The sequence below is a fragment of the Nostoc sp. TCL240-02 genome, from assembly GCF_013343235.1.
Classification (GTDB): domain Bacteria; phylum Cyanobacteriota; class Cyanobacteriia; order Cyanobacteriales; family Nostocaceae; genus Nostoc.
This window is the reverse complement of record NZ_CP040094.1, coordinates 5,761,862-5,776,336: the sequence shown is the minus strand read 5'-3', so window position 1 is coordinate 5,776,336 and position 14,475 is coordinate 5,761,862. Positions and strand designations below refer to the sequence as shown.

Genomic DNA, 14,475 nt, shown 5'->3' with positions numbered 1-14,475 from the left:
CCTAAGTTAGTGCTTGAGCAACTACCGCCGAAAGTGATTCGTTTGCTGCTTGCTTCAACAATTCAGCTTTATCGGTCTGTTCCCAAGGCAAGTCTAAATCAGCCCGCCCAAAATGACCGTAAGCCGCGACGTCCTGATAAAAACGTCCGCCTCGTTCACTTGGTAAGTTGCGTAAGTTGAAGGTATGGATAATCCCTGCTGGACGCAGTTCAAAGTGTTTGTTGATTAATTCCAGTAATGTTTCTTCATCCACTTTACCAGTGCCAAAGGTATCTACCAAAATGCTTGTTGGTCGCGCTACACCAATAGCATAAGATAGCTGGATTTCAACTTTTTCTGCTAACCCAGCAGCGACAATGTTTTTTGCTACATAACGAGCCGCATAAGCAGCAGAACGGTCTACTTTCGTGGGGTCTTTACCAGAAAAAGCACCGCCACCATGCCGTGAATAACCGCCGTAGGTGTCAACGATTATTTTTCGTCCTGTCAGACCAGAGTCTCCTTGTGGGCCACCAACGACAAATTTGCCAGTGGGGTTAACTAAAAAACGCGTCTGATCGTTAGGCTTAACGTCAATATCGCCAAAAACAGGTTCGACTACTGCCGACCAGAGATCTTGTTTAATCTTGGCTTGTACAGCCGCTTCATCCGTAATTTCCCCGATATTAGCTGTATGCTGGGTGGAAATTAGAATTGTATCAATACCTACTGGTCGTCCATCTTCGTAAACCACAGTTACTTGGGTTTTACCGTCAGGACGCAGGTATGACAATTCACCTGTTTTGCGGACTGCTGCCAATCGGCGGGCAATGCGGTGGGCGAGACTGATGGGTAAGGGCATCAGTTCTGGTGTTTCGTTACTGGCAAAACCGAACATTATACCTTGATCGCCCGCACCAATTTTGTCGAATAGCTCATCACTATCTTGCTGGCGGGTTTCTTGAGCGGTGTTAACACCTTGGGCAATATCAGGTGATTGTTCGTCTAAAGCCAGCAAAACGCTGGTGCTGTTAGCAGAAAAACCATTATCGGCGTTAGTATAGCCAATTTCGGCAATTTTTTTGCGGGCAAGATTGACGAAATTCACATTTGCTTTGGTGGTTATTTCACCAGTGATTAACACTAAACCAGTGTTAACTACTACTTCAGCAGCGACACGGCTGCTAGGGTCTTGTGTCAGTAGGGCATCCAGAATGGTATCAGAAATCTGATCGCAGATTTTATCTGGATGACCTTCGGTTACTGACTCGGAGGTAAATAGATATCGACGAGACAAAGCAAATTCCTCCTGACTTGAGTTTTTTTGCTGACTAAATGTGGTAGTCAGTTCAACTACCTAATTTAACGTGAGCTTCCAACGAACGACATTCGTTATGCCTTGAGAGAAACAATTTAGTTTCCTAGGAGCAGTGGAACTCACATTAATTTATGAAATCATAACAATATTTATACTTCAGTAGTTAGTATCTTGTTGATATTGATAAAAACCACTCAATATAAGGTAAGTATCTGTAAAAAAAATAAATTTATGGTAATTATTTCGTGGAGAAAATGTATTTAATAACACAAAAAAGGGGGACACCCAGAAGCGTCCCCAGAAACTTTGACACAAGTGCTGCTGCTTTTAAACCTGAACCGCTAGCTTTGCTTCCGTAGCTGTCAAACGCTCATAAGCAGCACGCATTTTTAAACCTGTAAGTACTTGGAAGAAACCAGTACCATTGTTAGAACCTGGATACTCACGGTGCTGAAGTAATAAATGAGTCAATTCACCCTGGTATTTGGTGGATGTATTGCTGAGATGGGTTTCGATATAAATTACTTCTTCCAAGTTGTCAAATTGACCATCTACCTCTAGTACTGAGACATAGCGACCGTAGTAAACGTCTGATCCGTAGTATAGTTGCATACCAGGATAAGAACAGGTCAGCTTGCGTCCACAGGGAGTCCAATTAATTGTTGAGCCTTCATCAAATAGGTAGGTTGGATCAAAGCCTTCCTTACCTTCCCGTTGGAGCATACGTACTCGTAGGACTCGGCGCTCTGTGTCGTTTTTGATCAAGTTGGTGGGTAATACTTGGAGAACTACATCAGCAAATTCTCTTTGTGGTTCGATAAACTTTTCAAAGTCAGGTTTGCGGGAATTGATTTGCGCTAAGACATCTTCGTAGCGATGACCGCGTTCAGCCATATCTCGCTGGATTTTCCAGGCGATTTTGACTTCATCGCTAATATCAAAATAAACACTAAAGTCGATTAGCGATCGCACCCGCTCATCATATAAAGGATGCAGTCCTTCAACAACTATAATGTGATTTGGCTCCACCCGCTCTGGCGGGTCAATCAAGCCAGTTTCGTGGTTGTAAATCGGCTTATCAATCGCTTGACCACTTTTGAGTGCGTTAATTTGCTCATACATCAGGTCAAAATTGTTCGCTCTGGGGTCTAGTGCCGTTATCCCAGTTTCTTTACGCTGTTTGCGATCCAAGGAGTGATAATCATCTAAGCAGATGACTGTCATTAAATCTTCACCAAACAAATCTATCAAACGACGCAAAAACGTAGATTTCCCGCACCCAGAGTCTCCGGCTACTCCAATCAGTACCACGCGTTCCGGCTTACTTGTCATAAATCTCCTCTAAAATAGTAAAATTGTGTCAATATTTTTTCACACAGCAGATTCTGAAGCTAGGAGTTTACCCCATTTTGGTTTATCCTGCGTTCTTGCTACCTAGCACATCTATAAGACACCAAGCGGGTAGGCAACAAAGTAATTAAGTTGCTACTCGTCGGACTAGCCTGAATGTTGGTGCCGGTAAGTATTTAATCCTAGTGGTATATTTGATTTTAACAGAAGGGGGTATCCCATACAAGATTACTGTCAAGAAGAATTAGCGTGGTTCATGAATCATTTTTAGGTAATTTAGTTGTTAATTTAAAAACGGGGATCAGTACCGTCCATCAGCATTGCAACTTTATTAGACTGCTACTTGTGACTCTATATAATTAAGACTATAAGGTATAATTTATTATTGCCGCGAATTTGCTTATGTTATTAAATTGTAATTCTTACTCGACAATCCTTAAGATATTCAAAGCAAAAATCTACCCAACGAATGAGCCAACAACTTGCATTAGTCAAATTATTGGCTGTAAATTTATGTATATGGTCAAATACAAGCGTTTGGGTTATGGCAAAGTAAGCTGTTAAGCAAATAAGATTGCACATTGAGATCGCAGGGGCAGGGGGCAGGGAGCAAGGGAGAGGGTTTGCAGCTTTTATTACCATGAAAATGATGCAATTTAAATGACGATTAGCTTACTGAATAGAGGTTGACAGATTTTTCACATCAAGTGAAACTGATTATAGTTGCTTAAATCACGGTTCTCTCTATTGCTATGTTTGTAGTTAAACTTGTAATAATCATGTAACTATACTCTAGACAGGTCATAAAATATAGCTAACAACATTTCGAGAGAGCAGTAAATTTGGTGAAACAAAACCAATGGAAAGGAAATTTTTCGTTATTGGTATTCCCCGATTTAAGTTCTCGAAGTAAGTAAACACAACGGCAAATTTTGGAAGTCAACTGAGTGGTAGCTTCCAGCAATCAAACTAGTTATCCTATCAATATCTGCTATTATGAGTTACTCATTGGGTAGTCAAGTAAAAAACTATCTCGCTGATGCGGGTGGTAGTTAACAAAAAAAAGATTAAATTGACTCATTATTAACATTCTCCACAAGACTTATCATTTACCTTAGAAGGTGAACAGGTGTGTTTTTTGCTATGCCTGCATGTCTTTGGTGAGTGTACTTAGCAAGGCATTAATTTAATGATGCCGTTTTTCCTTGAGAGCCAGTTTTGTGAAACGAAAATCCGGTAAACTAAAGCTGGCATGGGATAGGAATAGTTTTTTTTGAAAAACGGTTAAGTAAATTATCGGAGTGGTAGAACGAATGTACAATCAAGGTGCTGTTGAGGGTGCTGCCAACATAGAATTAGGTAGCTGCATCTTCGTTTATGAAGTAGTGGGTTTGCGTCAGAGCGAAGAAACTGATCAAACTAACTACCCAATTCGGAAAAGTGGCAGTGTGTTCATCAGAGTGCCTTACAACCGCATGAATCAAGAAATGCGACGTATCACTCGTCTAGGCGGCACAATTGTTAGCATCCAGCCTGTAACTGCTCTAGAGCCAGTTAATGGTAAAGCCTCATTTGGGAATGCTACAAGCGTTGTCAGCGAGTTAGCTAAATCTGGGGAAACTGCTAACACTGAAGGGAATGGTAAAGCCACACCTGTAAATGCTCATAGTGCTGAAGAACAGAACAAGGACAAGAAAGGCAACACCATGACTCAAGCGAAAGCCAAAAAAGACCACGGTGACGTTCCTGTTAACACTTACCGTCCCAATGCTCCGTTTATTGGCAAGGTAATATCTAATGAACCGCTAGTCAAAGAAGGTGGTATTGGTATTGTTCAACACCTTAAATTTGACCTATCTGGTGGGGATTTGAAGTATATAGAAGGTCAAAGTATTGGGATTATTCCACCAGGTTTAGACAAAAACGGCAAGCCTGAAAAACTGAGACTGTATTCCATCGCCTCAACTCGTCATGGCGATGATGTAGATGATAAGACGGTATCACTCTGTGTCCGTCAGTTAGAATACAAACACCCAGAAACTAGCGAAACAGTCTACGGTGTTTGCTCTACACACCTGTGTTTCCTCAAGCCAGGCGAAGAGGTAAAAATTACCGGGCCGGTGGGTAAGGAAATGTTGTTACCCCAAGACCCTGAAGCTAATGTCATCATGATGGCAACTGGAACAGGTATTGCTCCGATGCGGGCTTATCTGTGGCGGCAGTTTAAAGATGCGGAAAGAGCCGCTAACCCAGAATACCAATTTAAAGGATTCTCTTGGCTGATATTTGGCGTACCAACAACTCCAAACCTTTTATATAAGGAAGAACTGGAAGAAATTCAACAAAAATATCCTGATAACTTCCGCCTAACTGCTGCCATTAGCCGCGAACAGAAAAATCCCCAAGGCGGTAGAATGTACATTCAAGACCGCGTAGCAGAACATGCTGATGAATTGTGGCAATTGATTAAAAATGAAAAAACTCACACCTACATCTGCGGTTTGCGCGGTATGGAAGAAGGTATTGATGCAGCCTTAACTGCTGCTGCTGCTAAGGAAGGCGTAACCTGGAGTGATTACCAGAAGCAACTCAAGAAAGCCGGTCGCTGGCACGTAGAAACTTACTAATTTAGTCATTGGTGAGCCAGTGTGGTCTTCTGCCAAAGGGAGAGGCTAGCGCCTTCGCAAAGCGTCTCGTAGAGAAGGGGGTTTCCCCCATAAGTAACTGGCGTTAGCAAAGCGGTAGCGACGCAGGAGCGTTACCCGAAGGGTCATTGGTCATTAGTCATTAGTTTTTGACGAAGGGCGAAGGACAAATGACAAAAGAAGCAGGATAATCAGTAGGTAGGGCAAACGCTCTACCTACAATTGTTATTTGTGAAATTGGGTGCAGAAATTGTGGGTGTGAAACTAGGAATACTCGGATTAGGCACCGTGGGAACGGGGACAGTGCAGTTGTTGCAAGATAAGGCTGGACGGCACCCGTTGTTACAAGAGATAGAAATCTATCGGGTGGGAGTACGATCGCTCGATAAACCTCGGGCAGTAGAATTATCTACAGAAGTCTTAACCACAGATTTAGAATCCATTGTCAACGATCCAGCGGTAGATATAGTTGTCGAGGTGATGGGCGGACTGGAGCCGGCGCGATCGCTAATTCTGAAAGCTTTGAGTAATGGTAAGCACGTAGTCACCGCCAACAAAGCAGCGATCGCCCGCTTTGGGGCAGAAATTTTCACAACTGCTAATCAAGCTGGCGTATACGTCATGCTAGAAGCTGCTGTGGGTGGCGGGATTCCGGTGATTCAACCCCTAAAGCAGTCTTTGAGTGTTAACCGCATTCACACTGTCACAGGCATTGTGAACGGTACAACTAACTACATCCTGACGCGGATGCAAACAGAAGGCAGCAACTTCAGCGATGTCTTAGCTGATGCCCAACGTTTGGGTTATGCTGAGGCTGACCCTACAGCCGATGTTGATGGCTTAGACGCAGCAGATAAAATTGCCATCCTTGCATCATTAAGCTTTGGTGGACGCATAAACCTACAAGATGTTTATACCGAAGGCATTCGGCAAGTGAGCAAAACAGATATTGCCTACGCCGAAAAATTGGGATTTGTGATTAAATTGTTAGCGATCGCTAAACGTGATACTCCCTCATCACCACTTTCCGTCAGAGTTCATCCGACTTTAGTGCCCCAAGCTCACCCTTTGGCTAGCATCAACGGCGTTTACAATGCCATTCTTGTCGAAGGAGAACCCATCGGGCAAGTAATGTTTTTTGGCCCCGGTGCTGGTGCTGGTGCAACCGCCAGTGCTGTGACATCAGATATTTTGAATTTAGTTGCTGTCCTCAAAACCAATACAGCAGTTGCAAATCCATTATTAACTTGTCGGCATCAGGAATACTGCGAAATTGCGCCGATGGTAGAATTGATAACTCGGTTTTATGCCCGTTTCCTTACCAATGACCAACCGGGAGTTATCGGCAAATTGGGGACTTGCTTTGGTAACTATGGCGTTAGCTTAGAGTCAATTGTCCAAACTGGCTTTCAAGGGGAACTAGCAGAAATTGTGGTTGTTACCCATGATGTGCCAGAAGGCAATTTTAGGCAAGCTTTGGCAGAAATCCGGGATTTGTCAGCGATTGAAAGCATTCCCAGCTTACTGCGTGTACTTTGAGATTAATATTTTAGCGAGCGATCGCTTTCAGGGGTTTCCATAAGCTAGAATACGTAATTTTTTTAGCTCTTTTTTTACGTCTGTGCTTGCTAAAATCAAGAACAAACCTCACTCATGCGTGAGGTTAGACCTATGACTTTAGATATTACCGCTACAACTAACAGGATTTACCAATGCAGCCATCCAATGTTGAAATTAATAAAGAATTCTGGAACAATTATGCCAAAACATGGGATAAATCTCAAGTTATTCTAGGTAATCAAAAAATTACAGATGATGAAAGAGATAATTACGTCAATTATTTAGGTGATGAATGGGCGACAGTAGAAGATGCAGTCAATATTGTGAGTGAGTATATTACACCGTTTATTTCTCAAGACAGTACAGTTGCAGAAATAGGTGTTGGTGGTGGTAGGATTGCCGCAAAAGTAGTTAAAAACGTCAAAAAATTATACTGTTTCGACATAGCACAAGAAATGCTAGATAATGCTGAAGCAGCGCTTATGGAATATCCTCAAATAGAGTTTCATTTAATAAAAAATTCTCAATTTGAACCTGAGTTTAGCGAAAAATTTGATTTTGTATATTCATTCGATGTATTTGTACATTTAGATTTACAAACAATTTGGAAATACTTAAACGGTATTTATGCAACTCTCAAGTCAGGTGGAAAAGCTTTTATTCATACCACTAATATAACTACACCAAATGGTTGGGCAAGGTTTGCTGCATACGATAATGATGAGGTATTGTATCAGCCCACTTCACCAGAAGCAATTAAGTGGTTAATAGAAAAGGCACAAATGACAGTAATTAAAGAGTCCAGTCCAAATGGAAAAAACTTTTATTTGGATCGAGATTATTTAGTTGTAATAGAGAAGTAAATTAATCTTTGAGGCTAATCTAGATGATGGAATATTTGCGGTAAACTATGGCGTGTAGCTTGCCGCCGTAGGCATCGCTAATATTCCCGCATCCGCATCTAAAGTTACCTCTACACCCACTGGTAACGCGGCATTGGGACTATCGTGACCAAAAGGTAAGTCAGAGACAATCGGAATACCTAAATCACCCAAGCGATCGCGCAACACTTCTTCTACACTAAAGCTAGACACAGTTGGCGGCGCTTCACAGCGAGTAAAACCCCCTAAAGCAATACCGCAGACTTGAGACAAAGCACCGCTCAAACGCCATTGTGTCAGCATCCTATCGATGCGATAGGGTGCTTCTGTGACATCTTCTAACGCCAGAATTACACCATCCAGATGTGGCAGGATTGGTGTAGCTAAAAGGTTAGTAGCCACCGTGAGATTACCTGGTAACAAAGTACCAGTCACCACGCCACCACCCCACCCGCAACCTTTGAGAGGCGCGAGAGGACGACCTTCTACCGAATCAAATAATCGCTCAACTGACCAATCTGGCTCATCTGCCAAAGTCGTCAGTACGGGAGCATGAACGCCGGAAATTCCTGCTATATAAAGGCTCCACAATAAAGCTGTGATATCAGAAAAGCCAATTAACCACTTAGGAAAGGCTGAATTTTGTTGCCAATTCCAATCTTCTAAGATGCGAGTGCTGCCAAAACCACCTCTAGAACAGAGAATACCGCGACAATCAGGATCTTGCCATGCTGTTGCTAGTTGGTGACGGCGGGTTTCGTCTGTACCTGCTAGATAGCCCCATTTGTCATCTATCTGAGGACTGATTTCTATGCGATAACCACGCGATCGCCAAATTTCTAAACCCCGTTCAAATGCCTCAAATTCTCGCAAAGCACCACTAGGGGCAATTACTCTTAGTAAGTCTCCAGGTTTTAGAGGCGGTGGTAAGATTTTGGATGGCATGGAAAAAGTTAGGGGTGAGGAGAGACGCGATTCATCGCGTCTGTACAAGGAGTTAAGAATAAAGACTATACCTTAGAACTCCGATCAAATTTTATTGAATCATTTTTGAAAGCGATGGCCACACTGGTTTTATCTTAGGTCCGCTTTGTATCTAACCCTGGATTTTCCTTAGCTGGATTTTGCGGTAGAAGATAAATACCTCCAGAGATTAAAGTCAGGGCGACAGAAATCCAAAAGGCAAGCAAAGAGGGAGTTCGCCACACTTCACCCAGAGGCGCAATCAAAAGTGCGATCGCTAATATTTGACTAACAGTTTTGAGTTTACCCCAAATATTCGCCCCGGTAATCGTCGTTTGATTTACCCGCCAACCAGCGATCGCTAATTCTCGCGCTAAAATCAAAAACACTCCCCAAGCTGGCACTTTTCCTAATTCAATAAAAACCAGCAACGGCGCAAGTACCAGAAGTTTATCCACTAAGGGATCGAGAAACTTACCCAACTCGCTAATTTGGTTGAGTTTCCGCGCCAAATAGCCGTCTAACCAATCTGTCAATGCAGCAACGAGAAAAATCGCCAAACATATCCACTGAGCTTGAGGTGTGGGATTATATAAACCATAAAGCAGAAATGGTATCCCCAATAGGCGAGAGAAGGTAATCCAGTTGGGTATGGTCATAGGGAATTCAAAAATCAAACTTCAAAATTAACAACTGTAAAGCAACAAGCAGTCAAGCAAATATGCAAAATCTATGCAGATTAGTGTATCTGAGTGTGCCTGCATGGGAAAATCTGTTTTCTGTAGCTCTCTTAAAACAATACTATGACTGAACACACAGACTCTCAATTCCGTATCGAACGCGATTCGATGGGCGATCGCCAAATTGCTAGTAGCGTTTATTACGGAATTCAAACACTGCGGGCAATCGAAAACTTTCCCATTAGCGGTATTAAGCCTTTAGCTACTTACGTAGATGCTGGATTAATAATTAAAAAAGCTACAGCAATTGTGAATGGAGAACTGAATTGCATTCCCCAAGATATTAGTCAGGCGATTGTCCAAGCAACTGATGAAATCCTGGCTGGGAAGTTCCGGGATCAGTTTGTCGTGGATGTTTATCAGGCTGGTGCTGGAACATCTCATCACATGAATGTCAACGAAGTTCTGGCAAATCGCGCCTTAGAAATTCTTGGTGAAGAAAAGGGCAATTATAAACGTGTTAGTCCCAATGACCACGTTAATTATGGACAGTCTACCAATGATGTGATTCCTACTGCAATTCGGATTGGTGGATTATTGGCATTATCCAAGACATTACACCCAGCAATAGATAGTGCGATCGCATCCTTAGAAAACAAAGCTGTAGAATTTCAAGATATCGTCAAATCTGGCAGAACCCACTTACAAGACGCAGTACCAGTGCGTTTGGGTGAGAATTTTCGGGCTTGGGCGCACATTCTTACAGAACATCAAAACCGAATTTACACCGCCTCTGGTGATTTAATGGTGCTGGGTTTGGGAGGTAGTGCAGCCGGAACGGGGTTAAATACTCATCCTCTTTATCGCGCCCGTGTAGTAGAAGTTCTTTCAGAATTGATTGATACTCCTTTAGAACCTGCACCGCATCTCATGGCAGCGATGCAGAGTATGGCCCCATTTGTAAACGTTTCCGGTGCTTTACGCAACTTAGCGCAAGATTTAGTCAAAATCTCTCACGATTTGCGGCTGATGGATTCGGGACCAAAAACAGGCTTGAAAGAAATTCAACTGCCTCCAGTGCAACCTGGTTCTTCGATTATGCCAGGGAAATATAATCCAGTTATGGCAGAGATGACATCAATGGTGTGTTTTCAAGTGATGGGCTACGACAGTGCGATCGCATTAGCCGCACAAGCTGGACAATTAGAATTAAATGTGATGATGCCACTGATTGCTTATAACTTAATTCACAGCATCGAAATTCTGGGTAATACCATCGCTGCACTCACCGAACGGTGCATCGAGGGAATTACTGCAAATCAAGAACGTTGTTTAGCTTATGCCGAAGGCAGTTTAGCTTTAGTAACCGCACTAAATACCCACATCGGTTACTTAAACGCTGCTGCTGTCGCCAAAGAATCTTTAGAAACTGGTAAATCCCTGCGGCAAATTGTTCTAGAACGGGGATTAATGAGTGAAACAGACTTAGCCACAGTGTTAAATCTAGAACAAATGAGTGGTATCTTACCGCTCAAAACAGAATAATAGATTATGGGGAATTGGGAATTGGGCATTGGACAATAATTAATAGTTCTTCTCCCCCTGTTCCCTGCTCCCTTGCTTCTTCCCCATTGTCCATTCCCCATTCCCAATCTATGCAGACTCAAAAACCATCTGTTAGTCTCATTCGGGCTACATCTTATGAACGAGAGGCTTTACGAGAATCCTTAGTAATTCTCCTAGAACCTTTTGGAGGAATAGCAGCATTTGTTAAAAAAGGCGATCGCGTTTTACTCAAACCCAATCTACTTACAGGGTCGCGTCCTGGTAAAGAGTGTATCACCCGTGCCGAACTAGTTTACGAAGTTGCCCAAATGGTAATTGAAGTTGGCGGTAAGCCCTTTTTGGGTGATAGTCCTGCTTTTGGTAGTGCCAAGGGCGTAGCAATAGCAAATGGCTATCTGCCTATTTTAGAAGAACTGAATCTTCCCATCATTGATTTTCAAGGTCAGCGTTACCAAACAATTAGTGATAACTTTAACCATCTGCGACTGTCTAAAGAAGCAATGGAAGCAGATGTAGTAATTAATCTACCTAAAGTTAAATCCCATGCCCAGTTGACATTGACACTGGGCGTAAAAAACTTGTTTGGTTGTGTCCCTGGCAAAATGAAAGCTTGGTGGCACATGGAAGCCGGAAAAGATGCGAATAGATTTGGTGAAATGTTAGTAGAAACTGCTAGGGCTATTAACCCTAACTTAACCATATTAGATGGCATCATCGGTCATGAAGGAAATGGCCCTAGTAATGGTGAACCTCGCCAACTAGGAATTTTAGCAGCCGCATCAGATATATTTGCCTTAGATCGGGCAATGGTAGAAATTCTCAATGTTCCTCCTGAACGAGTACCTACAGTTGCAGCTTCTCAAAGGCTAGGAGTTTGTCCAGAACTTGCTGCTATCGAGTTTCCACATTTAAATCCTGACTTATTAAAAATAGAAGATTGGCGGCTACCAGACAAGTTGATGCCCATTGATTTTGGTATGCCTCGCGTAATTAAGTCTACCTTTAAGCATCTTTACACCCGATTTATCAAAGAACCAATTAGTGTTTACGGAAAGAACTAGAGACTAAGTTTGGGATTGGGAATTGGACATGATTATTCTCTTTTTCCCAGTCCCCAGTCCCCAGTCCCCAATCCCCAATCCCCAATCCCAAACTTAGTGCAAACTTCGTTACAGCAATTTCAATTATTAGCAGAGTAATCTGTAATTACCCTCCGATTGCTTAACCAGACCGCCCTATTATATTTAGTGGCGGTTTTTTTAGCTGATACGCCTGCTTCTAAAATATTATTTACTCTACCTATATATAGATTGACAAAAATGCAGTGATATTACACAGATTTGAAAATTTAAATTCTGAAATATTTGTTTAGTGTTATCACTGAATTTATGCGGCCTAACACAGTTAATGTATCTGTATTTCTTCGGTAATTATGATTGGTTATAAAAAACATTCCTATTATTCCTTCTTTGGTGTCAAATATTTGTGTGTATAACTACCGGATAACAATCGAAACCATTAATAGATATTCAGTGCTTTCGCGGTTTTGTGTCCTGTATCACAAATTAACAATTCCAGTAAAATGACCTTATCAAAGGCGTTTTATGATGTTATAATCATGAAGTATCAGACAAATATGTTTTGCTAATTAATCTTTAAGCAGCGAAAAAATGTAATTTATGATGCTGTCAAAGTTGGCTTTGCGTATGCAAACCATTACACCATACAGGGAAACATCTGAAAATATTAATTACAAAATAAAACATGATTTGTTTAGTTGTAACTTTGTATTAAGAAGTCCATGTATAAAAAGGCTATTATGACAGTTGTATAACTGGTTTAGATTGTAGGATGCTACACATTTTACAGTTTAAAAATAGCTAACATAGCATTAAGACTCTCAATCAGAGAGTAAACCTATCACAGTGTTACGAATAACTTCAACTTTGTATGAATTCAAATAGCCAGTCTGCCAATTCTACCGACACATATTCCCAACGTTTGGCAGACATTGTGGGAACTGCGATCGCTCTATTGACTCTTACCCTACCCGTATTTGTCATCGCACACTATTCTTCAACTAATGTTCAAAATAACCAGCAACCCCTGATCCAAAATCTACAAGGAAGTAAAGATTGATAAAATTTTCCAGTAGCATTTCATCAGGAATAACCTGAATTTGTATAGTGTGACTCCAGGTTTCAGGTGTCTTGACAGAGTAGGGGCAGAAATCCCTACAACAGCAATCAAGGGCGGGAGAAAATAATACCCTCTTGGAAAAAGCGTTGCGAAGTTACTTCGCAACGCTTTTTCCATTTTTCAGAGGAGTGGTGAGATGAGGAGGACAAGGAGACAAGGGAGACGAAGAATTATTGAACAATTCTCTTCCCCATTCCCAATTCCCAATTCCCAATTCCCAATTCCCCATCAGAGATCCATATTGCCCTAAAATTCTACACGGGGAGCGAAGCTGACTGAGTGCCCCCATGATTCACTGTTATCAGAGGACTTTTTTGTGGATTTATCTCGTATTCCTGCCCAACCGAAACCCGGTTTAATCAACGTTCTGATTGAAATTACTGGCGGAAGTAAAAATAAATACGAATACGACAAGGAACTAGAAGCTTTTGCTCTAGACCGAGTACTTTATTCCTCGGTAAAATATCCTTATGACTACGGCTTTGTACCCAATACTTTAGCTGAAGATGGCGATCCCTTAGATGGTATGGTCATAATTGACGAGCCAACCTTTCCTGGCTGTATTATTGCAGCGCGACCAATTGGCTTCTTGGAGATGATTGATGGTGGCGATCGCGATGAAAAAATCCTTTGTGTTCCTGACAAAGATCCCCGCTACACTCAGGTAAAATCCCTGAAAGACGTAGCGCCACACCGCTTAGACGAAATTGCCGAATTTTTCCGTAGTTATAAAAATTTGGAAAAAAAGGTGACTGAAATTCTCGGTTGGCAAGATGTGGACAAGGTTGCAGCTTTAGTAGAAAAATCCGTCAAAGCTTATAGAGGATAATAGAAGAGTTAGGAGTTAGGAGTTAAGAGTTATAAATTTTTATTCCTCAATCCTAACTCCTCACTTTAATAACTTTCATTTGTTACGAAACTGCCACCAAATCCTAAACCAAAATGCAGCGTACTCTCCTTTTGGCAAAAATTCATAATTGCACCCTTACGGGGGCGAATATCAACTACGTGGGTAGTATCAGCATCGATGAAATCCTTTTGGAAAAAGCTGGGATCTTACCTTATGAGCAAGTGCAAGTAGTTAATAGTGCCAACGGTCAGCGTTTTATTACTTATGCGATCCCGGCTCCAGCCCATTCAGGAGTAATTGAGCTAAATGGGGGTGCAGCACGTCTAGGCATTATTGGCGATCGCTTGATTATAATGACTTACGGGCAGTTCACTCCAGAAGAGTTAAAAAATTACTCTCCTACAGTAGTCATTGTGGACGAAAAAAACAGGCTGTTGGAAGTTCGGCGCTACGATGACCTGCTCGTTAAGGTCTAATTTGAAGG

At 41.9% G+C, this 14,475-nt stretch carries 12 protein-coding genes; 8 read left to right on the top strand and 4 right to left on the bottom strand.

Features of this window, described 5'->3' with window-relative positions:
• Position 1: 1 nt before the first annotated feature.
• Positions 2–1,276 (bottom strand): methionine adenosyltransferase, encoded by a 1,275-nt coding sequence (gene metK, locus FBB35_RS24475; RefSeq protein WP_174711812.1) that lies wholly within the window; start codon positions 1,274–1,276, stop codon positions 2–4.
• A 348-nt stretch (positions 1,277–1,624) separates the two neighbouring features.
• Positions 1,625–2,629, bottom strand: coding sequence for a phosphoribulokinase (locus FBB35_RS24470; RefSeq protein ID WP_174711811.1), 1,005 nt, complete (start codon positions 2,627–2,629; stop codon positions 1,625–1,627).
• Positions 2,630–3,960: 1,331 nt separating this feature from the next.
• Between FBB35_RS24470 and petH the strand changes: the two genes are divergently transcribed.
• The 3 genes from petH (at position 3,961) to FBB35_RS24455 (ending at position 7,715) form a co-directional block, all read left to right on the top strand.
• On the top strand, positions 3,961–5,274 hold the full coding sequence (gene petH / locus FBB35_RS24465) for a ferredoxin--NADP reductase (RefSeq protein WP_174713756.1): 1,314 nt from the start codon (positions 3,961–3,963) through the stop codon (positions 5,272–5,274).
• Between the two features lie 270 nt (positions 5,275–5,544).
• Complete coding sequence (locus tag FBB35_RS24460) at positions 5,545–6,831, top strand: homoserine dehydrogenase (RefSeq protein WP_174713755.1); 1,287 nt, start codon at positions 5,545–5,547, stop codon at positions 6,829–6,831.
• A 173-nt stretch (positions 6,832–7,004) separates the two neighbouring features.
• Complete coding sequence (locus FBB35_RS24455; protein WP_174711810.1) at positions 7,005–7,715, top strand: class I SAM-dependent methyltransferase; 711 nt, start codon at positions 7,005–7,007, stop codon at positions 7,713–7,715.
• 45 nt (positions 7,716–7,760) lie between these two features.
• Here the strand turns inward: FBB35_RS24455 and FBB35_RS24450 are convergent, their stop codons facing one another.
• Entirely contained in the window at positions 7,761–8,678 is a 918-nt protein-coding gene (locus FBB35_RS24450) for an LD-carboxypeptidase (protein ID WP_174711809.1), read from the bottom strand.
• Positions 8,679–8,812: 134 nt separating this feature from the next.
• The gene (gene pgsA, locus FBB35_RS24445) at positions 8,813–9,355 is read right to left on the bottom strand and encodes a CDP-diacylglycerol--glycerol-3-phosphate 3-phosphatidyltransferase (RefSeq protein ID WP_174711808.1); all 543 of its coding nucleotides are present in this window, start codon (positions 9,353–9,355) and stop codon (positions 8,813–8,815) included.
• Between the two features lie 144 nt (positions 9,356–9,499).
• Between pgsA and FBB35_RS24440 the strand changes: the two genes are divergently transcribed.
• From FBB35_RS24440 to panD, 5 genes are all read left to right on the top strand, one after another.
• Positions 9,500–10,921: an aspartate ammonia-lyase gene (locus FBB35_RS24440; protein ID WP_174711807.1), complete on the top strand. Its 1,422-nt coding sequence runs from the start codon at positions 9,500–9,502 to the stop codon at positions 10,919–10,921.
• A 110-nt stretch (positions 10,922–11,031) separates the two neighbouring features.
• Entirely contained in the window at positions 11,032–12,003 is a 972-nt protein-coding gene (locus tag FBB35_RS24435; protein WP_174711806.1) for a DUF362 domain-containing protein, read from the top strand.
• 889 nt (positions 12,004–12,892) lie between these two features.
• Positions 12,893–13,081 carry a hypothetical protein gene (locus FBB35_RS24430; RefSeq protein ID WP_114084033.1) on the top strand — a complete coding sequence of 63 codons (189 nt, stop codon included), beginning with the start codon at positions 12,893–12,895 and terminating at the stop codon, positions 13,079–13,081.
• A gap of 376 nt (positions 13,082–13,457) precedes the next feature.
• Positions 13,458–13,970 (top strand): inorganic diphosphatase, encoded by a 513-nt coding sequence (locus FBB35_RS24425; RefSeq protein ID WP_114084032.1) that lies wholly within the window; start codon positions 13,458–13,460, stop codon positions 13,968–13,970.
• A 113-nt stretch (positions 13,971–14,083) separates the two neighbouring features.
• On the top strand, positions 14,084–14,467 hold the full coding sequence (gene panD, locus FBB35_RS24420; RefSeq protein WP_012409102.1) for an aspartate 1-decarboxylase: 384 nt from the start codon (positions 14,084–14,086) through the stop codon (positions 14,465–14,467).
• The last annotated feature ends 8 nt before the right edge of the window (positions 14,468–14,475 follow it).